The following is a 21,625-nucleotide window of genomic DNA, read 5'->3' as shown; positions in this document are numbered from 1 at the left end:
CGCATCTGTCCTGCGATGCGCCGAAACAGCGTGGACTTACCAGCCGCATTTGCCCTCACAAGAGCCGTCACTGCCTCCTCGAATTGGCGGTGTTGTTGCCTTGCTGAGGACCTCATGCCGACCATAGCGCGCAACGAGGTTTTCAAGTTGCAGCGTCACCATGCTTTGCGCCCCTTGGTCAGAATAAGAGCGGCAAAGAAGGGAGCGCCCACCAATGCCGTGACATTGCCAATGGGCAGGACAGCGCCGAACAAGGCCTTCGAGAGCACAGATGTGGCCGAAAGGATCAGCGCGCCAGCTAGCATTGCTCCGGGCAAGAAGAAGCGTTGATCTTCCCCTAAAAGAAGCCGTGCCACATATGGACCGACAATGCCGATGAAACCGATCGTACCGACGAAGGAAGCCGGCACGGCCGCCATGAGTAATAGTGTTATCCATATGCAGGTCAGTGTCCGCGATAATAATGTCGATCAGGCTCTTCGGGTTTTAAAGAAAAAGCTTCAAAGCGAAGACGTTTTCCGCGAAATGAAACTCAAGCAGCACTTCGAGGAGCCTTCTAAGAAGAAAGTTCGCCAACAGGCCGAAGCGATCCGCCGGGCTCGCAAAGCGGCGCGCAAGCGCTTGGAGCGTGAAGGCGTGATGTAGGTCTACCGATACACATCACTCAGAAAATTGCCCTTCGGCGTGAGTTCATCTAAAACAAATGGCTTTTTCCCGACTGGGCTCAGTAGTTGACCTGCTCGTAGCCATATTTGCCCCCGTAATCGCGCCACTCGACGAATACCGAACGGTGGCGGATGCTCGGACAATTGTCGCCCCACCTCTCCAGCCCCACATGATCTTTCGGCAAGGTTCCGATCGATGAACGCTGCCAAGAGAAGTCTCCTTGAACGCCATAAGTTCCAAGTACAACGACCGCGCTCCGCTCGCAGTCCCCCTCGCTGCCTGCCTCATATTGTCGAGCGTTCCGCACATCAAAGATTCGTATCGAGCGCACGAAGTTAAACTCCGGACCGCTGATGTCGATGTCGGCGCGTTCTCGACCAAGCGTAATAGAAAAGTCACTGCTCTTATCACCCGTTTCAACCCTTTCCGCCGGGAACACGCCCGTCGATGACAGGCCGACTTCCTGAGATGGGGCAACGGTAATCGTCTGGAGCAGCGGATGACGCGGTATATCGAACAGAATGTCGAAGATACGGCCGCCATTTTTACCAGTGCCATTGAGTTCATGGGATGCTCTCATCGGACAACGCCATATCTGCAATGGAGGCTCTACTGGCCAGGGGGTTATTCTTCGAATGAATTCCGCGCGGGCGCGTGAGCATGGCACTGATGCGGGCCAACCCCCTGAAAGACAGAGGAGAATCGCGCAATCGATCGGATAGGTTTGCGCCCTAACCCGCTCGGCCGTTCCGAAGAAAGACGTGGAGCCAAGAGCGACAAGGACGACGAAACGAGTAAGCGCTTTGGGCATGAATACTCTCCTACAGTTTTGGCAGGTTGACGGTCTCTCTAGATATTTTATATTCATTGCGCCAATAGTATATTTTTGAAAGACCTGCTCCGATGACTATTAAGGCCTGCTAATTTGGGTATGCTCGCCGCCACTCGAAAGCGCTTCGAGGTATTCGATCACTTTCACTGGTGTCGACGATTTTGCCTCTGCCAGCACTTCGGGATGAAGCGGCGGCTCGATAGAACCGGCAGGTACCTGCTCGTCCAGCCAGAGCACCGACAACTCAGAGGAATCCCACAGGTATACCCATCCAACCGTGCGCTCCCGATCATTTCCAAACAATCGGGCTATGGGCTCTGCTTCTTCTTTCAACAGTCTCACCGCTTTCTTCATTCCAGTTTCCAACCACCAAGCAGGATTTCGATCACGTCAGCCATTTTCTGGCCCAGTGGATGGCGATCGAATCACACTGCCTGTAGTTGCACTGTCGTGAGCCGCGAATTCACGATACGAAGCGAACGCCAGCGAAATAGAACGAAACGAACAACGGTACGCCTTTGATAAAAAATGGAAAATACTTTGTTCCTCCGTTGGATGACGGAAGTGACTTTAAGGAGTTGTTCAGACGGTTGAGCGCGGCCGGAGCGGGTCGGCCTACTGACAAAGATGGGATACCCTTGGGACCGTGGACACCCGAGCTTCTTGCTACCGCAATCACTCAGATCGAAGCCAACCGGTCCGGGATCGAGCTGCGAACAGTGCAGCTTTGGTACCAAGACAACGAGAAAGGAATCAGCGCCGAGAACATTCGATGGCTGGCAAGGGTGTTTGGGTGTGATGATCCGAAGGCGACCAGCGAGTGGCAGACGGAACTTAGTGTGGCCCGGGCCCGATTGGTAGCCAGGAGGCGAGCGCTGCGTGCGGGGTCAGACGGCCACGATGCGCATAGTCCTCCAGATACGGTTCAGAACGCGGCAATCGATGTTGGTACCGTGGTTCCGTCACCGTTGGCGCACAAAAGTGATGTTATTTCGCCGAGGCCGGGATTTAGCCTGGCGAGGACATCGGAGGCCGTGTTCAACCGGGGATCCCCTTTGGATTTGTCGGCATCGGTGTTCGCAGGGGCCGTGGCCCTTGGATTTTCCTCTTATTTTTTGGGCATTCACAGCATTGTTTATCCGCAGGCGAATGGTGTGATTAAGCAGGTTGGATACCTATGGGCGCCGAACTGGACCCTCCTCTTCATGGTGCTCATGCCGCTATACTTCGTATTCGTGCGCGATTTAGTGGTCTTTTGGAGAGGCGCAAGGCGGTCACAGTTAAACCTTGAAGGTGAAGGGATCGCGAATGACGACTTGTGGATGCGAAAAGTCGCGGCCTTTTCGGTGACGTATTGGGCAGCCTTTCTTGTTTGCTTACCTATAGCTACTGTTCTTCAGTGGATCGATAGGTGTTTAACCCCATTACTGACTCGCGATGCTGGCAATTACCCGGTGGAATGGGCTCGGTTGGCGATTGAGCGCCCCCACGTCATTTCGATACCGGAGGCGGTTGCGTTCACCGGGTTCGCCTATCTCTACATGGGTGTGGTATTTTATCTCTTCTTTGCGGGGCTCATTTTGCTCTTCACAATTGCATACGATTTTTGGGAACTTGGACGAGATCCTGAACCTGGGGTAGATGGAGAATATCACTGGCAGTCCAATCAACTCGATCTCAAAATCATGCGCGGGATTTTCCGGTGCTGTATTCTGGGACTCTTGATTGCCTTATGCATGAAGCTCCAAAGCACTTTTATGCTTTCAAGTGAATCGACCATGGCGGGTTGGTTGACTCGCGATTTCCTGTCAGTCTTGGGAAATCATGAGAAAGCAAGCGACTGGCTCGAATACAGCATGCCGACGAACTATAGCAGCCTGCTGATCGTATTGGCGACCTGCACTGTGTTTTTATATGGGCTTGTTCGAGTCCACGCCGCGTTGCGTCAGCAAGGAGACATTGGACATGGCCGAAATCAGAGAGAATTGGGAATCATGTTGGCGCTCGTCGCCCTGCTGATCATCGTCTACGTCCTGATCGGTGCAATCGCTGGTTTCTCGATCTTGCTGTGCATCGGGCTGCTGTCTGCAATCTACGGCCTGATTTATCCAAGCATCGATACATGGCGGGCGACTGACCAAGGAGAAGAAGAAAGTGTATCATAGCTGGCTCGATCGTTGGGATGAGCGACGCGCAGAGCGGGGGGACGAAGTAAAGAGGCGGACAGACTTCGCTCTGGACACTGAACTTGCCTTCCCTGGCTCCGGACATCCGGCAGGTATCGAGGCCTTCTGTAAACTTGCAGACCAGGCTGTCGAGGACCCAACCTATTTCGATGAACCGAGTAACAACGACTTGGTCGTCGAACGCAAAGGAGATTGGGCCAAATTTCCTTCAGGAATTTCCACTGACGTCGCAGAGAACAATCTCGTCTGGGCGAAAGTAACAGAAAGCAGATCATTCGATAAAGCTTTGGTTGTGTTTCACCATTGGAATGCGAGCGCGCGGTATCAACAGTTGGCGAACTTTTTCACGCGGCGCGGGATCACGGTCGTCGAGATGGCACTGCCGTATCATTTCGAGCGTAGTCGACCCGGCGCTGAATATGCCGATTACATGCTCAGCCCGAATCTTGGACGGACGATGCAATCCGTGAGACAAGCAGTATGGGATGGCCGAAAGCTCATTCGCTGGCTGAAGTTGCAGGGTTATAAAGAAATTTCCGTACTCGGAATGAGTTTGGGTTCTTGGGTTGCCGGGTTGATTGCCGCCAACGACAAAACTGTTTCAAAAGCAGCGCTATTTCTGACGGCTGGTAGTCTTGCTGACATGGTGTGGACCGGTCGCGCGACGCGAACGATTTGCGAAAGCCTTCTGCCCGCGATCGAATTGGCCGATCTCAGAAGGGCCTGGGGACCACTTAACCTGACGAACCATGCGCATCGGCTGGCGCGGGCTGATCTCGAACTACATGTGGTATTGGCCAAGCGAGACAAAGTGGTGCTGCCCGAACTTTCTAAGAGGTTGATCAAAGGGCTGAAGGACGCCGGAGCCAAGCCCAGCGTATTGGAACTGAATTGCGGCCACTATTCGCTGTCCATGCCGCCCTACATCGTGTCGACCGGCCGAAGCGTGGCTCGCTTGTTGAAAGCCAGCCCCTGAGCCGCTGACCGACGAGACTGGACCGGGTCTTCCGCTGAATTGCGCTCGTAGCCTAGTTATCGAATTCGGAACCCGCGCGACTCGGACCAAAAGTTTCGCCCGAAGTTATCGGTGAAGCGAATCCAAGAAGCGCCCATATTCCTCGCTAACTTCGCGCGCTTCCTCGAAGGCGCGCGCGCGCTCCTCGTCGAGGCAGCGAAAATAACTCTGGATGTCGCGAAAATAGAGATCAAAGTCATCATGGATGATGTGAACATACTCCGAAGCAGCCTTTGGGTCCCTTGGCACAAATGGGCGAGGTGGGGAAACGCATGTGTCGGCGAGTGCCGAGCCACTTTCAAGCGACAACAACACAGCCAACGCTCGCAGCAACCGCGGGACGCACGACTGGGGGTAACTCAAACCACATGTTTCCTTGAACGAGCGCATGTTTCGTGCCTAAAGATATCGGGATCAGCGTATAACCGCATCGTCTTAAATATACTATTGCGGTCAGTAATATACTATCGTAACTCTAGGCTTCAAGTGGGAATGCCTAGGTGTGCGTCTTTGAGAAAGCGTGAGCCGGGCCATGAACTGGGACATCGAAGCACCAAATGTGGTTACGGAAGCCAGGTTCCGCGAACTCGTGGAAAGCGGCTATAGCGCAGAAATCCTGTGCCAGGAGTCGGCACACAAAAAAGGCCCAAGTTATTACGGGGTCTGGGTCATGCGCGTTGTCTCTGACGACGGCGTCGAAAAGCTCCTCGTCACGGCCCGCACCCGGACGACCTACAACGATATCAAGATCCGCGAGTTCAAGACGATCTCCGGCGTGGTATCTTTCTTCATTGGCCTTGGCTTTGCGCATATCGACCTACCGCTTGAAGCGGGGACAAGCCGGAGCCACAAGCTCGCCCCATCAGACAAAGCCCCATCAGACGAGGGCGCTGACAACTAATCTCGTCTGTCTCTGGCTGGTCGCAGCACCTGCCTCAGCGCAAATGGTTCTGGTCATGGAGAGCGATGGCTCTCTGACCCCATCCCGGCCTCAGAGCGGTTTTACCCGGAACTACAATGACGGCGTTGGTCAGGGATCGGCTCCCGATGGTTTGGCCATTCTTGGTGAGATTGAGGCGGCTTCCGAGCCTGACGCGCTGAGGTTTGCAGCACTCGCCCAGTCAGCACCCTTGCCCCGCGCAGACGTTCTCTCGGGCATCGAGGCAACGGGCCTGCGCTATGCCGACCATCCCGGCCTGCGCCGCGCGGGACTGTCCGTCACGGATTGGCTGGCTCTCTACCGGGCCAATATCGAAGTGGAAAGCGCCTACAGACAGGATGCCATCTCAACTGCGGGCGCTTTGGGTCTGGGTCAATTGATGCCAGAAACCGCGCGTGATCTTGGCGTCGACCCGCGCGATCCTCTGCAGAACCTCGACGGCTCCGCCCGCTATCTCGCGATGATGCTGGAGACATTCGGCGATCCGCATCTGGCGCTGGCCGCTTACAACGCCGGACCGGACGCCGTGCGTCAATACGGCGGCATTCCCCCCTACCGAGAAACCAGAACCACGTGGCCCGCGTCATGGCCGTCGTGGCCCGATTGGAAGGATCAAATTCATGATGTCCCAACCTTTTTGGAAATCATTCCTCAAAACACTTATCGGCAATGTCACGAGAGCGCGCAGCGCGGCAGTGCATTGGCGATACCGCTTTTTCCAAACAAGTTGGATTTCAAACCTCTTTGTAGCCTCGCTGGCGCTATTCCTGTTCATTGCCGAGCCCGCCCTTGCACAGAGCATCGATCTCTCCCCGATCCAGAGCTTGTTGCAGGGCATTGTCGATGCGCTGACCGGACCTCTTGGTGTGGTCATCGCCACACTCGCGGTCCTCGGCGTTTTCTTGAGTTGGTTCTTCAACATCATCGACCTGCGCCAAGCGCTTTGGGTCCTCGTGGGCATCGCCGGTGTTGCGGCCGCCCCCACCATCGTTGCCGCGGTTTTTGCCGGTGGCTGAGCGCTCGCCTCTCTTTCTCGGCCTCGTGCGCCCGCCCAAGCTTCTGGGCCTGCCTATCATGTACGCGATGGTCTGGCTCTTCGGTTCGGTGCTCTTGTTCGTCTGGGTCCAGCACATCGCGGTGCTGGGCGTGGCCACCATTCTCTATCCGGTGCTGTGGAAGGCCGCGGATTGGGACCCGCGTTTCATCGACGTGATGATGACGGCCCTGCAGGAGACACCGCCCACGCGCAACAGGTCCATCCATGGCGGGGACAGCTATGCCCCGTGATGACGCCCGTGATGCTGCGCTCGATGTCCGCACCATGACGCCAGACTGGTATGCGCGCGAGACCCGCCTCGCGCATATGCTGCCCTATGTGAGCCTCGTTGACGACCAGACCGTGCGGACCCGGGTGAACGAACTCTTCCGCTGCATCCGGCTCGAGGGGATCAACAGCTACACGACCGACGATGCCTATCTCGACAAGGTGACGGCGCTTTTTGCCCGCATCATCGCGCAGCTTGGGCCTGAATTCAGCTATTACGTCCACAAGGTCTCCAAGGCCATCAGACCGGATCTGGACCCCATCCGTGAGGACAGCTTCGCAGGCGAGGTCGACCGGCGCTGGCGCGCGAAACTCGAGACCAGCGGGCTCCGCGACAAAACACTGACGCTCACCGTCATTCACCGCCCGCCCCCGAAAAGCCTCCTGCCGTTCCTGAGCCGCAGCGCGCCGGACCGACTGAAGGAGGAGACCCGCAAACGCCTGCAGCGCCTCGGTGAGGCCGTGAACGTCTTCCTCTCGGGGCTTACCGAACTCAAGCCGCGCCTGCTGTCAGCCGGATCGGGAGAGTTGGTGGGATTTTTGGGCGCGCTCAACACGGGCACCGAGCTGCCGCTCTATCCGGCGGGCACCTACGGCTTTTTGTCCTTCAACGTCGCCAATACCCGCGTGACGTTTCACGGCGACCATTTCGAGCTTTCCGAGGGCGTCGTGGGCCACCGCTACGGCAAGAGCTTCACCATCGGAGAATACTCGGAAGGCACCTCCTGCACCATGTTCGACATGCTGAACCTGCCGGTCGACATGATCGTGACGCACTCCTTCACGCCGATCAATTCGAACCTCATGGCGGGCCGCATCAAGCGGCAAAAGCGCCAGATGCAGGCCAGCCAGGACGCAGCCCTCTCGCTCCTGGAAGCCCTCGATATCGCCGCCGATGATCTCGAGGCCAAGCGCCAAAGCTTCGGCGAGCATCACATGGTCGTGACGCTCTTTTGCGACACGCTCGAAGAACTGCAAACCCTCAGCGCCGAGATCGTGAACGCCGCCGCAACCGAAGGCGTGAAGATGATTGGCGAGCGGGTCGCGGCCAAGGCGCATTACCTCAGCCAGCACCCCGGCAACCAGCCAAAGCGCGTCCGCGCCAGCGCCGTCACCAACCGCAACTTCGCGGATTTTGCGGCCTTCCACCGGACGCAGCTCGGCAAACCTGCAGCACGTACCCCCTGGGGCCGGGTCGTCACATATTTGCCCACGCCGGAGCAGAGCGCCTACCGGTTTTCCTATCACGAGCAGGGCAGCCCGGACAAAGAACCGACAAGCGGCCATACCCTGATCATGGGACGGCCCGGGTCGGGCAAATCGGTGCTGTCGGCCTTTCTCATGACTCAGGCCCGTCGCGCAGGGGTGCGGATCTTCGTCTTCGATTACCGTCTTGGCATGGAGATGGCGGTGCGCGCCAATGGCGGGCGCTACGCGTCCCTGAACGCCGGTCAGCCCACGGGCCTCAATCCGCTCTGGACCGAGACCGATGCGCGCGGCACCGCCTGGCTCTCTGACTGGCTCACAACCCTGCTCTACCGTGCCGACAAGCCGCTGACACCGGCACAGACCAACCGCATTCAGGAAGTCGTGCGCCAGAACGCGCAGGCGACAAACCCCGCCTTGCGGAACTGGCGGGATTTCGCATCGCTTTTTGTGTCTACGGATGACGGCGGCGATCTGCACCAGCGCCTGCTCGAGTGGACCGAAGACGGCCGCTACGGCTGGATCTTCGGGCAGAGCCTCGAGGACACGTTCTCGCTCAAGGGCGATGTCGTGGGCTTCGATCTGACCGGCATTCTCGACAGCGAGGCCGACAAGGAACGGATGGCGGTCCTGTCCTATCTTTTCCGCCGGGTCGAGCGCGAGATCGAGGATCGCCGCCCCACCATCATCGTGATCGACGAGGCCTGGAAGGCGCTCGACAACGCATATTTCGCCGAACGGTTGTCGAACTGGCTCGTGACTGCGCGCAAGCAGAACACCGTCGCGGTGATGATGACGCAATACGCGAGCCAGCTCGAGCGCACCCGGACCGGCAAGACCATCGTCGAAGCCGTTCCGACGCAGATCCTGCTGCCCAATATCCGCGCCAATGCCTCGGACTACGCCATGCTGAACCTCACGGAGAAGGAGCTCGACGTCCTTCTCAACACGGGCAGCAACAGCCGCCTCGCACTGATCCGGGACGATCAGGGCTCGATCGTCGTCGATGCCGATCTGAGCGCACTTGGGCCCAATCTCACCATCCTTGGCGGCATGGAAAAGGGCGAAGCGCTCGTCGGCCCCGATTACCGCGACCGCCCAGACTTCTGGAGGCTTTCATGATCCGTATTCTTGTCGCTTTGGCTGCGCTCGGCGCGCTGGCCTCCTGCACCCAGTACCGGGAGCCGCAGGCGAACTGCTTCACATTCCTTGCGTCCACGGCACCCGTCGCGCCTGATTGTGACTTCACGCCCCTTGGCACCCCGGAGGGCAACATTGAAGTCTAGCCTGCCTCATATCCTCGCGTTTTGCCTGCTGCCCGGTCTCGCCTTGTCTCAAGGCGTGCCGACCAATGACAGTGGGCTGACCGCGCGTGACATCGTCGAGACCGGCGATCGCGAGGCAGACTTGGCTGTTCAGGCCGACAAGCTAGCAGTGCGCGAACTCATCGCCGAGATCGAACGGGAGCAGCTGGAAACCCTGCAACGCATCCTCGATGCCCAAACCAGCTTCGGCGGTCAAGGACTGCCGGCGATGGTCTCGGGCCTGGAAAGCGGCAGTGGCGATCCAGCCCGCTCTGTCGAGGCGGTCTATGGCACGGGTGACATTGATCCCAATCCCGGCGGTGCGCAGATGTTCGGGGATGCGGCGGAAAACATCGAGCAGCTCATTATCCGCGTGGCTCAGGAGACCAGCGGCTTTGCCGGCGTTGGCCGCGCGGGCCTCTCCCCGGTCCAATGGCGCGCACTCCTACAGGCGCTCATCTGGCAGGAAAGCCGGTTCACGATTGGCGCCCGCTCACCCGTCGGCGCCTTTGGCCTCACCCAGATCATGCCCGGTACCGCCAGCGATCTGGGCATCAATCCGGAATACTATGACAGCCCCTACCTGCAGGTGCATGGCGGTGCACGCTATCTCGCGACACAGCTCAACACCTTCGATGGCAACATCATCAACGCCCTTGCGGCCTATAACGCCGGACCCGGCCGGGTTTTCGAGTATGGCGGCGTGCCACCCTTCCGCGAGACCCAGCACTACGTCCAAGTGATCCCCGAACGCTATAACCTCTATTTGACCCGTATCGGCGGGATCGAAGCGCTTGGCACGATCGACCCCGCGCTTCTGGCCAATGCCAACCTCTCGCTCACTGGGCACGGCGCGGCCTTTTATGGCAGCAACTCACCCGCCGCGATCAGGCAAGCCGCCATGCGCATCCGCGATATCGTCGAACGGATTTCCGAAACCGAGGACGTGCAGGAGAGCGTCGCACTCAACACCTATGCCCGCGCCGAACTGGTGCGTCTCGTGGCCGCCCGCATCCGGCTTCAGGCCGCCCGCACCCGCGTGCTCTCCGCCGAAGAGCTGGCCCAGGCCAGCGCCCGCATGGCCGAAGGCGCGTTCATGGATTTTACGATCAGGGAGATTGAATGATGGGACATCTGCTCTTGAGGACAGCTTTGGCCACGACACTTGGCGTTGGCTTGCAGCTCAGCGCCCTACCCCCTGCCGCAGCACAAGGTGTACCGGTCGTCGACACCCAGAACATCGCGCAAAACATCCAGCAGCTGCGGCAGATGATCGAAGACGAGATCCTGCAAAACGAGCAGCTGACGCAGCTCCGTGAACAGCTCGGCCTTCTCACGGATCAACTCGCGGAGCTGCAACGAACCTACGAGGCCCTCACCCGCCTTGCCGAACTGCCGGAGATCATCCGCACCGAGATGGAAGACGAACTCAATGGCCTGCTCGACCAAGAATTCGGCGACATCCTCGCGACGATTGACGCGATCAAGACGGGGGATTTCTCGGGCCTCTCGGGCTCCGGCGCAGGCGAAATCGAAACCCAGATGGATCGGGTGCTGGCCGATCTCGGATTTGACGATGACACCCTCTCGGAAATGGCCACGAGCGGCAATCCCGGGGCCAACCGCGTGGCGACGCAGGCCACCACCGGTGCCCTTGTCTCGGCGGCGGCCCAGAACAGCTATGAGGATGCCGGCCAATCGCTCGAGCGGGTCGATCGCCTTGTCGGGCTCATCGACGACATGGAAGAGCTCAAGCAAAGCGTCGATCTCAACACGCGCGTGACAGCTGAATTGGCCATCGCCCTCGTGGCGATGTGGCAGCTGGAAGCGATTCAAACCGTGGGCGATGGCACCGGCGGCGTGATCGATGCCGCCACCATCGCCGAGGAGCAGCGCTTCATGGATTTCACGCTGCCCGAGCTGCGGGCCGAGTGAGTGCGGGGTGTGACGCGTGGCGAGTGAACAAGAGATCATCGAGGAAGAGCTGGTCTACGGTGCCCTGCGCCGTGAACGGCTTTGGCAGCGTCTTGGCCTGATAGGCCTTGTCTTCGGCATCATCGGCTGTCTGAGCGCGGCAGCTGTCTCGATCCTCGATGTCGATCCGCCCCCCGTCGTTGTCCCCTATGATCCCGCCACCGGCTTTGCACTCCCCGAAGCATCGGTGGGCGCTTCCTCGGTGACCGCCAACCAGGCGATCATCGAGGCGGAAGTGTTCCGCTATGTGACCGACCGCGAGGTCTACAACCAGCTCGACAACGATCTGCGCATCCGCAGCGTCCTGCGCCGCTCGGACGGGGCTGCCGAGAGCGGGCTACGCCAGATCTGGAACAGCGCAAATGAAAACTATCCGCCGACCGTCTATGGCCCCAATGCCCGGCTCGACGTGGAAATCCTCAGCATCAACCGGATCGGATCCAACCGCGCCACCGTGCGCTTGCGCAAGCGGCTGACCTCCATCAACGGCACCCAGACCGGGCTCTTCACCGCCACGCTTCTCTTCGAGTTCCGTCCCGAAACCCGTCGCTCCATCGACGAGGTCTGGACCAATCCCTTCGGCTTCACCGTGCGCGAATATTCCATCCGCTCCGACAGATTGGAGAATTAGTTTGATCAATAAGGTCTTTGTTGCTGCCATATTTGTTTTGCTGCCTGCCCTTGCCTTTGCCGATGCGATCCCGCGCGGTGGTCCAAATGACAGCCGCGTGCGGCTGGCAACATATCAAGAAGGTCAGGTCTACCGCCTCAGCGTCTCGCTTACCCATGTGACCACGGTCGAATTCGGTGAGGGTGAAAGCATCCGCTCGATCATCGCGGGCGACACCGAGGGCTTCGAGATCGATGGCGTGCCGGGCGGTCAGGCCTTTGCGATCAAGCCCGTCGCGCGCGGCGTCCATACCAATGTGACCGTCTACACGAACAGGCGAAGCTACTATTTCAACGTCCAGGAGGTCCGCAGCCCGACCTTCTATGTGGTGCAGTTCCGCTATCCTGATGACGCTGCGCGCCCGACCCGGGCCATCGCCGCCCAAGCGCCGAACTACAATTACGGTGCCAGCGCGCGGACCGAGTTCACGCCAACGCGCATCTGGGATGACGGGACGTTCACGTATTTCGCGTTTCCGCGGAACGCACCTGTGCCAGCGATCTTTCGCTACGCGGGCGGCCGCGAGCGCACGGTCAACACGCAAACCCCTGAAGACGGCGTGATCCGCGTCAGCGGCGTGAACCGCCAATGGGTCCTGCGACTTGGCGAAGAGGTGGTCTGCATCGAGGCGATCCCGCCCGCGGAGGCCACCTCATGAGCGATACCGAGAACACCGAGCTGGAAAAACGCCTCGCCGCCCTTGAGAAAGGCAGTGCCCGCGCCACCACGGCGGCGCAGCGCCGGTCGCCCTTTCTTGCGCTGATCGTGGTCCTCGTCATCGGCGCAGGTGGTGCCCTGCTCTATCTCCTCTCACAGCCCGACGAAGAGGAAGCCTTGCCGACGGCCACTCCGGACGTCTTCCAAAACGAAGGGGATGGCTTTGGCGCTATCGAGACCTTGCCCCCGCCCGAGCCCGAGGTTGTGTTTGTCGGACCGGATCCAGTCGAGCCCAACGCGGAGCTTCTGGCGCAGATCACCGCACTGCAGGCTCAGATCGAGGAATTGCGCAACGCCCCCGAACCGGTCGTCGAGGAAGACACCGCCGCCGCAGAGGCGATCGACGCGCTGACCGCTCAGATCGCGGCGCTACAAGCCGCCTCGGAAGCCGCACAGCAACGATTTCAGGACGAACTGACGGCGCGGGATCGCAGCCTTGAGCAACTCCGCATGGATCTGGAACTGGCCCAACTCGAGGCCAGCCGACCGCAACCCGCGCCAACGGGCCCCACGGAAGATGAGCTGCGCGCACGCGAGCAAGAGCGACTGCGCCGCGAGGAAGAAACCCGGCGCATGGCCGAGCTGGAGCGCCGCGCCACGGAGGAACGCGCCTTCCAGGAGCGGCGCATCACCTCGCCCACCATCGCTTTTGGCGGTGCCTCCGGAGCGAATGAAACGGCTCTGACCGAACGCACCTTCGGCGAGGTAACGGATTTCGTGCTGAATGGTGCGTTGCCCTCGACCGTGACGCAGGCCGAGGTGATCGCCAATCCCTCCAACACGATTCTACAGGGCACCATGATCCAGGCCGTCATGGAAACCGCCCTCGACAGCTCGCTACCCGGCCAGACCCGTGCCGTGGTATCCGAGGATGTCTACAGCGTCGATGGCACGCGCCTTTTGATCCCGCGCGGATCCCGTCTCATCGGGCGCTACCGCGCCGGCGTCGATATCGCGCAGCGCCGGGTCACGATCGCCTGGGACCGGATTATCCTGCCCGCGGGTCAGACCGTCCAGATCAGCTCCTTCGGGGGCGACGAACTCGGCCGCTCCGGTGTCACAGGTTTCGTGGACACGCGCTTTGCCGAGCGTTTCGGGTCGGCCGCCCTGATCTCGCTGATTTCGGCAGCACCTGGTGCCGCCGCCTCCGAGGTCCAGGATGAGACTGCCGCCGACGTTCTCGAAGACGTTGGCGATGATCTGGCAGATGCCACGGACAGCGTCATAGGCGATTACCTCTCCATCGGCCCCGTCATCTATGTCGACCAAGGCGCGCGCGTCACTGTCATGGTCGACCGCGATCTGGAGATATTCTGAGCCCATGTCGCTGAGCTATCTGGAAACCTCACTCGACCGGATCGAAGCCGCCGCCCGCGACGATGTCATCGAGATCTGCATCAATCCCGACGGGACCTGTTGGGGCGAATTTCAGGGCGATCACTTCATGCGCGCGCTAGACCAGAGGCTGACCGGCGTTCAGGTCAGGGACCTCGGCAACCAGATCGCCTCATCGGCCAATACCACGATGAGCAAGGACCGCCCCATCGTCTCGGTTTCGATCACCTACAAGGGGCGCCCGATCCGCGCGCAGGTCATCACCCCGCCCGCCGTGCTCTCGGCCATGTCGATCAGCCTGCGGTTCTTCTCGAGCCTGCCACTCGAGGGCATTGCGCTCGATTTCCTCTACGGAAAAGAGCGCAAGCTCGAAGACCTGCGCGTGGAAAAGAAGCGCGCCTTGCGCGCCGTGGTGGCTGCCGGATTGATCGATGATGCGCTTGCCTTCTGCGTCGAGAATAAACTCAACATGATCGTCTCGGGTGGCACCTCCACCGGCAAGACCGTCGCCGCGCGCAAGATCCTCTCTCACGTACCGGCCGAGGAACGCATCGTGACCATCGAAGAAGCGGCCGAGCTTCTGCCGACCCAGCCAAATGCCGTGACCCTCATCGCCAATCGTGACGCGGAATTCCAGACCGCCGATGTGCTTCTCACCGCCACGCTGCGCATGCGCCCCGACCGGATCATCCTAGGCGAGGTGCGCGGCAAGGAGGCCATGACCTTTCTGGAAGCCATCAACACCGGCCATGGCGGGTCCATGACCACACTGCATGCCGAAACCCCGCAACTCGCCGTGCAGCGGCTCGCGATCGCGGCACTCAAGACCGAAATCCCGATGACCTATGCCGACATGATCCAGTACATCGAAAATTCCATCGATGTGATCATCCAGGCCGGCCGCCATGACGGCAAACGCGGCATCACCGAATTCTACCTCCCCGGCGCAACTGAGATTGGAACTTCCTCATGAAGACCTTTGAATACGATATCTTGTCCTTTCCCATGACCCGCAAAACCAGCCTTGCCGACATGCAGGCCAGCCTGAACGAGAAGGGCGCAGACGGGTGGGAGGTGGTGTCGATCAGCACTTCGGAATTCGCCAATATCGGGCACACCGTTTTCCTGAAACGCGAAACCACACCCGCTGGAGCCACGGCATGAGGCAGGCGCAGCACCTCGCCTTGGCCGCACTGGCCCTAAGCCTGACGCCTGCCTTCGCCGTTGCCGAGCGCGACCTAGTGCCAACCCTCGATCGCAGCTTTGACGTCTGTCCGGACCGGCCCGCCGAGCCCATCTGGATGCAGGAGATCCCCCTGCGCCAAGCCTATCAGCGGGTTCTGGTTCAGGACATCTATCGCGCCCAGAACCTCGAGCGGGTCGTCGAGATCGGCAACTGCGACTGCGCGACCCGGTTCCCGTCCTGGGACGCGGCCAAGGCGATGTTTCGGGAGAGCTACGCGAGCGACGAACGGTGGGAAATGCTCGAAGCCTCGGAAGGCTACAATCGCCGCGCCAACGCCGCCCGAACTGCCGCCAAGGCCATCTGCGACGCCGCAGGCAATTGGTAAGGCAATCCCGCGATGAGTGTCGTCACCTACTTCGTTGAAACCTCCCAGGCCTATCTCGACACCGCCGCTGAGACCCAGTTTGGTGCGGTTGCGGCAACGGTCGGCACGCTCCTAGTTTTGGGGACAACGTTGGTGGTGATCCTCGTCGGAATCAACATGATCTATCAATACCGGGCCATGGATGGGCACACAGCCTTCTGGCTCGCGGTCAAGATCGGGCTCATCGGGATTTTCGCGACCAATTGGATGCAGTTCAACGCCTTCTCGTCTGCCATTCTCTATGGGATCGACAGTATCGCGGGCGCGCTTGTAGCTTCCGTCGGCGGCGGCAGCCCGGGCCCTTCAGGCACCTTCGCGGAGGAATTCGACCGGCTGATCGCGGAGCTGGGCGACTACCTCAATGCAGCCGGATCAGAGCTGAACTGGATGGCCGGGGCCATGCTCGACATCGTCGGGGTGCTTCTGCTCTCGATACTCGGCGGGCTGGCCGCTTTCATCCTCGTGGCCTCTCGACTGATGATCGCGCTTCTGATCGGGATCGCCCCGGTGATGATATTCCTGACCCTCTTCGAGGTGACCAAGGATTATTTCGCGCGCTGGCTGTCCGCGCTGATCTCCTTCGCGATCTACCCTATCGTGGTCGCAGGGGTCTTCGCGACCATCACCGGGGTGGCCTCGGCTCTCATCGGCGAGTTGGGTGATCCGGAAGGGGCTTCCAACATCGGCGCGCTCATACCCTTCTTTATGATGGTGCTCATGGCCAAAGGGTTCATCATCGCAACACCCTTCATCGTCCGCGCGATCTCCGGCAACATCATGATGCCCGCCCTCTCCGGTGGTCTCGGCGGCGGCTACAGCTTCGTTCGCGCAGCGACGGGCAGCCAGCAAGCCTACAACCGCTATCTGATCGGCGGTGCGAGCGGCGCAGAATACGCAGCCCTCAGGGCGCGGCAGTTCTTTGGCGTGCAGCAAATGCCAGTGCGGCAAGGCATGGGACAGACGGGTTCCGGAGGCGGCACAGGATCCGCAGACTCGGGATCAAAAATGCTGGCGCAGCTGGCGAGACTGGGACGGCTTGGGCGACGGTGACGGCCCAAAGCGGTAGTTCAGGCGCTGCGAACGGCAGCTTTCCAAAAAAATTAGGAGCGGGGTTGCGTCGCCTACCTCGAAACGATGATCTAGGCGATGTACCGTCGCGCGAACGACAGCGAGTTTACGTCGAGAGGGTAGGAGTTCAGATAGTCGGCAGCCGTCAAATCACCCAACGTGGCCATGTGGAGACCGCCTTCGCGCAGAGAGAATGGCCCTTGCCAATCAATAGCGCTGATCTTTGGCCAAATTTGCTTCCTGATCTCTTCGCGATCTGCCAATTCACGTTTTCCTTCATCTTCAAGTATCGCGATAAAGGTGATTGGAACTGCCGCCATATCTGACCAACTCGCGTGAGGATATGCGCGGATCTCACGAATAGAACGAACGGCTTTGCCGAGGTCAGATTCGCCTTTCGGGTACTTCGAAAGGATTGCTTTGCGCAAAGACGCCACCGATGCCACGAAAGCATCTGGAAAAGCAAATCGGCCAAAGAAGGTTTCAAGTGCTCTAGCAAATTCGAGCTGCTGCCTCTCGTCTTCGCACCCGCGTTGCCGCTCCCAAGAGACAAGGAGCTTTTTTGACACGCTCATTGTGCGAGAGAAATCGACAACTACATTGTCTGGTGTTGCGGACAGAAAGCCGAAACGAGGTGCTTGGCCTCGTTCAATCTCCCCAATACGTTTCGCGTCGACAACCACCATTGGGCAAACAGAGACATACGGGACGCGCTCAGACTCCCGAGCTACGTCGCAAGTCTGAGATATCACAGCAAATCCGACTGTCTCGGAGTCGAATACTGCGCCTCCGTCGTCTTCGCCTTCATCTGTCAGCTCTGAGACGTCGCGAAACAGAAAGTCGCCACAATCAAGGGAGAAATCGCCTTGCTGCCATTCAGCAAGGCGAGCCAGAAAAACTTCGTCGCTCTCCGGTGTTTTCTCGGTCAACCGGCACTCCCTTTATGCCTTGTTTCGACGTGCTTTTGCGCGCCGCAGCTTCGGTTGACTGAGCGGCAAGATTTCTGTTTCGTCCATTCCGCTCGATGCTTCGATGCTATCGCCCCAGTGTCTTGGCACGTTGAACCTTTCGGCGTCTTGGGTCAACGCAGGTCCGAAGGTCGGGCGGCCCAGACCTTTGCCTGCAAGTGCACGGACAAGTTCATACTCACCGCCAGACAGCAAATCCAAGAAGGTTTGCCCCGGTTGCGCATTGCCCAGAAGCAGATTGCGGTTCTCTTCGGCTGACCCTCTGTCGATGAACCTGAGAGCGGTCACGACTTGCCCCAAGCGCTCATGGTTTTCAGCGGACACAGCCTTTCCAGACGCCCAATGATATGGAGCGCGCGCGGACACCTCGAAAACCTCTGCAATCTGAGCCCATGTTAGTCCAGAAATCCGCCGAAGCTCGTGGACCAATTCGGCAGGTGCTGTGTTCGCGGTCCGATTATTGTCCTCGAAGGAGAAAGACACCGGAATGTTCAGTGCAGTGCTGCCTTCAAGGTATTCTTGGCGCATGGCGAACGCTTGAATGTCTCGCTCGAACACTTTGAAACTCTGCCCATGCGAGAACGGTGCAGCCACTTCGGGTGCGGTTTGATCCATCACATCAAATCGAGTTGCCCCATTCACAGCGGGAGCGAAAAGGATCGCGGCGGATGCCGCGCCTGCGGAAAGTTGTTCAATCAGCATGTCACTTGACCCCAAAACGTTCCAAGAATTTTTCGGTCACACTCCACCGGAAGAAAGCATAGGCGCGCGCAGCTACCTTGTCGAGTTCGGCACACAGCATTTGGGTATCAAAGATCTGCCCCTCACAATTTGTGCTGTAGGAATCCACGTCGAGAACCCAGCTTTTCACATCAACCGGCGGTGCCATTTCGACGTCGTGGCTGAACTTGGGAGGCGCGAGGCCATACCGAGCGATGATCTTACCTTCTTTGGTCGAGCCTGTGATCTCGGTCATGGAAAAGTCGATGTGTTCGACCAATCCTGATTGCAGGACATTCAATAATTCTTGATGAATTAAATCCGACATGACTTCAAGGTCGTCAGGGTCCTGCAGACGATCAACGTATCTAAACCCTACACGCTGCACCAGCTTAGGGCGAATAGTCTCAACGAGCTTCCCAAGAATGAACTCGAACCGAGACAGGAAGTCATCTCGGGACACATAGCTCGCCGTTTCCAAAGTGATCGCATCCGGCCCCAAAGACACACGCAGCACCCTGCGTGCATCGAAGAACCGCCAGACAACAGTGGTGACTTGCCGGTGCTTCACCTCGTTGCCGTCGATAACGATGTCCACGCCTTGGATCGTGTCGCTCTGAAAATGTGGGTACTCGTCACGGATAGCCTCTTGGAAATCTGCGATGTAGCTTTCTTCTGCGATCTTAGAGATCCGAGGAAATTTCACTTGCCCGAGCACACGCACCAGGGGCGCGTTGCTCAGGAGCACACGATCAGGAACCTCCCCGAAGAGGGGGTCGTCGCAACGATCTGCCATGTTGTTCGCCCTCTTTTTTGAACGGATTATAGCATATGAAGTAGAGTGTGAAGCAAGAATTTCTAGCCTTCAGGAGGTAAAGATTGGTTTAACGGCTGGCACGCTACTCAATTGTGAGGTGGGTCAGCCCGCAACATCAAACCGAAGTAACAGACACAATGCAGCCGAACGGATGCGTTGGCTCGGCCCATACTGTGGCTTGGGGTTGGCACACGACGCAGCAGCCATTCGTGCGCTTCGCAGCGAACGGCAGCTCTCCGTCCTCCCCGACAAACAGGCGATGTCCGCCACCCTATCGCGCAACCAGCCTTTCACCATCCTCCTCTCGCAGCATCGCTTCCATTTCGTCCAAGCCATCGACTGCAGAGCGCATCTGCGCCTCATCAGCTACGCTCGCTGCTTCAGAATCCGCGACGCCGCTGCCAAAATCCATCTCCATCTGGCGCTGTTCCTCGGCGATGACGGCTTGAACGACAGGCGCGGTCTTCTTTGGAGCGGCGTCGGCTTGGCCTGACGGTTGACCATCGCCAGCCTGGCTCGCCCTCTCCACATCGGCTTCTGTTCCCCCTGGCCCATCCGACGGCGGCGTCATCGGCATGGCGCGCACACTCAGCGGCAGCGTGCCCTGCGATCCCCCTCCCCCCGGCTTCGGAAACGGCAGCTCCCCCGTCTGTGCCGCATGGATCGCCTTGAACAGCCGGTCGTCAAAATATTGGATCCGCTTTGCACGGACCGGCATCTGGGCATCGATCACCATGACGATTTCATCGAGCGGTAGGCGGCGCGCCTCATCCTCGGGCAGGAGAGAGCTTTCTTCGGTCCGGGTGGACTGGCTACGGCCCTCGAAGGGGTTTTTGCCAATGGACTGCGAGCGCGTGATGACGGTCTTCGTGGTCTTGCCGACAGCCTTGCTGAGCTCTTCGACGGTCTTCTCATCCGAGGGCGTGAGATAAAGTTTCACGCCCGCGTTGCCCTGCAGCGCACGGCGGGTGTTTTCGCCATAGATTTCATCGAGGGCGGGGATCGTTTGCGTGACCACGGCCAGATGTCCACGATAGGTCCGCAAGGTCTCGATGCTCTCGACCACGATGGGCATCTTGCCGAGGCGATTGAACTCGTCGAGCATGATCATCACCGGCCAGGGCTCATCCGGCCCGGGATCCTTTTCCTGCATGGCGGAGAGGAGATCGGAAAAGAAGAGCCGGATCAGTGGTGCCAATGGTTTCACCATCAGCGGCTGGACCACGAGGTAGACCGAAAAGGGTTTCTTGCGGATCGTTCGGAAATCAAAATCCGACACCGCTGTCGCCTCATCGATGGCCGGGTTCTGCCATTGATCGAGCCCCGATGTCATCAGGAGCGAGACGTAAGAGGTCAGCGTATCGTTGTTGGTCGAGGCCAGCCGCGTGAAGATCAGCTTGGCGGCCCTGTTGTCCACCTCATGGCCCCGCGCGAAATACTCCTTCTGCTTGTTCCCGCCCGAGGCGGCGATGCGGTAGATCTCGCCCAAGGTCGGACGCTTGCGCTGGAAAGCCAAGAGCCCTGCTGCCACAAAGAGATCGATCCCGCCCTTGAGCAGCCCCTGCACCCGGTCGTTGTCGCTTTGCAGGAAGAGCGTCGCCAGGAGCTGCAATTCCATCTGCTGGCGCGCGGGATCTTTCAGTTGATAGATGCGCAGGAGCGGGTTGTAACGATGCGTGCGCTTGCCCTCCCAATCGGTGGGGGCAAAGCGATAGACCTTGTCGCCCTGGGCTGCGCGGTGCCGGGCCGTGGCCTCGAAACACTCGCCTTTCACATCGAGCGTCACGGCGGAGCCTTGCCAGGTCAGCAGGTTCGGAATGACGAAGCCCGTGGTCTTGCCGCGGCCGGTGGGCGCCACGATCAGCGCATGGGGGAAAACCTTCGAGCAGATGTAATTTGCGCGGGAGCCGGGCGGCCCAAGTTTGCCGAGGATGAACCCGGTCCCGGGCGCCCCGAAGAAGCCATTGGCCTTCATCTCGCGCGCACTTTGCCAATGGGTCTGGCCAAAGCGTGTGAGGGCCGAGCCTGAAAGGGCGAGGCTCAGCATCAGGCCGGCGGCGGCGAAGCTGCCGATGATCAGGTGAATAAGTTGTGCGTCCTCCGGGCGGCGATCGAGGATCGCCAGATAGTTCTGCGCGATATAGGCAAAGTCGATCTCGGCCCCGAAGCCGAGATCCTGGTAGGTCAGCACCGCCGAGGCGATGGTGTAGCCCATGGCCCCGGTCACCAGCGTTACCAGAAAGACCCCTGTTGCGATCCGCGCTTTTCCCATG

24 protein-coding genes and 1 pseudogene are annotated in these 21,625 nt (G+C 59.4%); 18 read left to right on the top strand and 7 right to left on the bottom strand.

The window, feature by feature from the left end; translation table 11 throughout:
• Nucleotides 1–155: 155 nt before the first annotated feature.
• Nucleotides 156–419, bottom strand: coding sequence for an iron chelate uptake ABC transporter family permease subunit (locus tag ACGYKA_RS17430; RefSeq protein WP_249777990.1), 264 nt, complete (start codon nucleotides 417–419; stop codon nucleotides 156–158).
• Nucleotides 420–438: 19 nt separating this feature from the next.
• Here ACGYKA_RS17430 and rpsU point away from each other — a divergent pair, with 19 nt between their 5' ends.
• Nucleotides 439–645, top strand: a complete 207-nt coding sequence (gene rpsU, locus ACGYKA_RS17425) for a 30S ribosomal protein S21 (protein ID WP_185805296.1) — start codon at nucleotides 439–441, stop codon at nucleotides 643–645.
• Between the two features lie 79 nt (nucleotides 646–724).
• On the opposite strand, the gene ACGYKA_RS17420 is transcribed toward rpsU, so the two are convergent.
• Together ACGYKA_RS17420 and ACGYKA_RS17415 are read right to left on the bottom strand one after the other, a co-directional pair.
• On the bottom strand, nucleotides 725–1,477 hold the full coding sequence (locus ACGYKA_RS17420; RefSeq protein WP_249777989.1) for a hypothetical protein: 753 nt from the start codon (nucleotides 1,475–1,477) through the stop codon (nucleotides 725–727).
• Between the two features lie 99 nt (nucleotides 1,478–1,576).
• Nucleotides 1,577–1,852, bottom strand: coding sequence for a hypothetical protein (locus tag ACGYKA_RS17415; protein ID WP_132446209.1), 276 nt, complete (start codon nucleotides 1,850–1,852; stop codon nucleotides 1,577–1,579).
• 164 nt (nucleotides 1,853–2,016) lie between these two features.
• On the opposite strand from ACGYKA_RS17415, the gene ACGYKA_RS17410 reads away from it, so the two are divergent.
• The 17 genes and pseudogenes from ACGYKA_RS17410 (at nucleotide 2,017) to ACGYKA_RS17330 (ending at nucleotide 16,829) form a co-directional block, all read left to right on the top strand.
• The gene (locus tag ACGYKA_RS17410) at nucleotides 2,017–3,663 is read left to right on the top strand and encodes an RcgA family putative transporter (RefSeq protein WP_394439344.1); all 1,647 of its coding nucleotides are present in this window, start codon (nucleotides 2,017–2,019) and stop codon (nucleotides 3,661–3,663) included.
• Entirely contained in the window at nucleotides 3,653–4,660 is a 1,008-nt protein-coding gene (locus ACGYKA_RS17405; protein ID WP_394439342.1) for an alpha/beta hydrolase family protein, read from the top strand. Before ACGYKA_RS17410 ends, ACGYKA_RS17405 begins: the two co-directional genes overlap by 11 nt.
• 571 nt (nucleotides 4,661–5,231) lie before the next feature.
• A complete protein-coding gene (locus ACGYKA_RS17400; protein ID WP_394439340.1) occupies nucleotides 5,232–5,600 on the top strand; it encodes a hypothetical protein in 369 nt (122 codons plus the stop codon).
• A gap of 43 nt (nucleotides 5,601–5,643) precedes the next feature.
• Nucleotides 5,644–6,263: pseudogene (locus ACGYKA_RS17395) on the top strand (lytic transglycosylase domain-containing protein).
• A gap of 107 nt (nucleotides 6,264–6,370) precedes the next feature.
• Nucleotides 6,371–6,655 carry a TrbC/VirB2 family protein gene (locus ACGYKA_RS17390; protein WP_037931816.1) on the top strand — a complete coding sequence of 95 codons (285 nt, stop codon included), beginning with the start codon at nucleotides 6,371–6,373 and terminating at the stop codon, nucleotides 6,653–6,655.
• The gene (locus tag ACGYKA_RS17385; protein WP_394439338.1) at nucleotides 6,648–6,926 is read left to right on the top strand and encodes a type IV secretion system protein VirB3; all 279 of its coding nucleotides are present in this window, start codon (nucleotides 6,648–6,650) and stop codon (nucleotides 6,924–6,926) included. Before ACGYKA_RS17390 ends, ACGYKA_RS17385 begins: the two co-directional genes overlap by 8 nt.
• Nucleotides 6,916–9,291 carry a type IV secretion system protein B4 gene (locus ACGYKA_RS17380; RefSeq protein ID WP_394439336.1) on the top strand — a complete coding sequence of 792 codons (2,376 nt, stop codon included), beginning with the start codon at nucleotides 6,916–6,918 and terminating at the stop codon, nucleotides 9,289–9,291. The genes ACGYKA_RS17385 and ACGYKA_RS17380 overlap by 11 nt, the downstream gene beginning before the upstream one ends.
• Nucleotides 9,288–9,455, top strand: coding sequence for a hypothetical protein (locus ACGYKA_RS17375; protein WP_317939009.1), 168 nt, complete (start codon nucleotides 9,288–9,290; stop codon nucleotides 9,453–9,455). Before ACGYKA_RS17380 ends, ACGYKA_RS17375 begins: the two co-directional genes overlap by 4 nt.
• The gene (locus tag ACGYKA_RS17370) at nucleotides 9,445–10,599 is read left to right on the top strand and encodes a lytic transglycosylase domain-containing protein (RefSeq protein ID WP_394439334.1); all 1,155 of its coding nucleotides are present in this window, start codon (nucleotides 9,445–9,447) and stop codon (nucleotides 10,597–10,599) included. Before ACGYKA_RS17375 ends, ACGYKA_RS17370 begins: the two co-directional genes overlap by 11 nt.
• Nucleotides 10,599–11,408: a type IV secretion system protein gene (locus ACGYKA_RS17365; protein ID WP_394439355.1), complete on the top strand. Its 810-nt coding sequence runs from the start codon at nucleotides 10,599–10,601 to the stop codon at nucleotides 11,406–11,408. Before ACGYKA_RS17370 ends, ACGYKA_RS17365 begins: the two co-directional genes overlap by 1 nt.
• Nucleotides 11,409–11,424: 16 nt before the next feature.
• Complete coding sequence (locus ACGYKA_RS17360; protein ID WP_394439332.1) at nucleotides 11,425–12,078, top strand: virB8 family protein; 654 nt, start codon at nucleotides 11,425–11,427, stop codon at nucleotides 12,076–12,078.
• A gap of 1 nt (nucleotide 12,079) precedes the next feature.
• On the top strand, nucleotides 12,080–12,775 hold the full coding sequence (locus ACGYKA_RS17355; RefSeq protein ID WP_394439330.1) for a TrbG/VirB9 family P-type conjugative transfer protein: 696 nt from the start codon (nucleotides 12,080–12,082) through the stop codon (nucleotides 12,773–12,775).
• A complete protein-coding gene (locus tag ACGYKA_RS17350; protein WP_394439328.1) occupies nucleotides 12,772–14,151 on the top strand; it encodes a TrbI/VirB10 family protein in 1,380 nt (459 codons plus the stop codon). The genes ACGYKA_RS17355 and ACGYKA_RS17350 overlap by 4 nt, the downstream gene beginning before the upstream one ends.
• Nucleotides 14,152–14,155: 4 nt before the next feature.
• Nucleotides 14,156–15,142, top strand: coding sequence for an ATPase, T2SS/T4P/T4SS family (locus tag ACGYKA_RS17345; RefSeq protein ID WP_394439326.1), 987 nt, complete (start codon nucleotides 14,156–14,158; stop codon nucleotides 15,140–15,142).
• Nucleotides 15,139–15,333: a DUF4177 domain-containing protein gene (locus tag ACGYKA_RS17340; protein ID WP_108693659.1), complete on the top strand. Its 195-nt coding sequence runs from the start codon at nucleotides 15,139–15,141 to the stop codon at nucleotides 15,331–15,333. The genes ACGYKA_RS17345 and ACGYKA_RS17340 overlap by 4 nt, the downstream gene beginning before the upstream one ends.
• Nucleotides 15,330–15,740, top strand: coding sequence for a hypothetical protein (locus tag ACGYKA_RS17335; protein ID WP_394439324.1), 411 nt, complete (start codon nucleotides 15,330–15,332; stop codon nucleotides 15,738–15,740). The genes ACGYKA_RS17340 and ACGYKA_RS17335 overlap by 4 nt, the downstream gene beginning before the upstream one ends.
• Before the next feature lie 12 nt (nucleotides 15,741–15,752).
• On the top strand, nucleotides 15,753–16,829 hold the full coding sequence (locus tag ACGYKA_RS17330; protein WP_394439322.1) for a type IV secretion system protein: 1,077 nt from the start codon (nucleotides 15,753–15,755) through the stop codon (nucleotides 16,827–16,829).
• An 89-nt stretch (nucleotides 16,830–16,918) separates the two neighbouring features.
• Here the strand turns inward: ACGYKA_RS17330 and ACGYKA_RS17325 are convergent, their stop codons facing one another.
• From ACGYKA_RS17325 to ACGYKA_RS17310, 4 genes are all read right to left on the bottom strand, one after another.
• Entirely contained in the window at nucleotides 16,919–17,776 is an 858-nt protein-coding gene (locus tag ACGYKA_RS17325; RefSeq protein ID WP_133344173.1) for a hypothetical protein, read from the bottom strand.
• Nucleotides 17,777–17,788: 12 nt separating this feature from the next.
• On the bottom strand, nucleotides 17,789–18,517 hold the full coding sequence (locus ACGYKA_RS17320; protein WP_394439320.1) for a hypothetical protein: 729 nt from the start codon (nucleotides 18,515–18,517) through the stop codon (nucleotides 17,789–17,791).
• Between the two features lies 1 nt (nucleotide 18,518).
• Nucleotides 18,519–19,331 (bottom strand): TIGR04255 family protein, encoded by an 813-nt coding sequence (locus ACGYKA_RS17315; RefSeq protein WP_133344171.1) that lies wholly within the window; start codon nucleotides 19,329–19,331, stop codon nucleotides 18,519–18,521.
• Between the two features lie 292 nt (nucleotides 19,332–19,623).
• The gene (locus tag ACGYKA_RS17310) at nucleotides 19,624–21,624 is read right to left on the bottom strand and encodes a type IV secretory system conjugative DNA transfer family protein (RefSeq protein WP_394439318.1); all 2,001 of its coding nucleotides are present in this window, start codon (nucleotides 21,622–21,624) and stop codon (nucleotides 19,624–19,626) included.
• Nucleotide 21,625: the final 1 nt, after the last annotated feature.

The sequence above is a fragment of the Sulfitobacter sp. 1A15106 genome, from assembly GCF_043556995.1.
Lineage (GTDB): Bacteria > Pseudomonadota > Alphaproteobacteria > Rhodobacterales > Rhodobacteraceae > Sulfitobacter > Sulfitobacter faviae.
The sequence above is the reverse complement of the archived record's forward strand: the minus strand, read 5'-3'. Positions and strand labels throughout refer to the sequence as shown.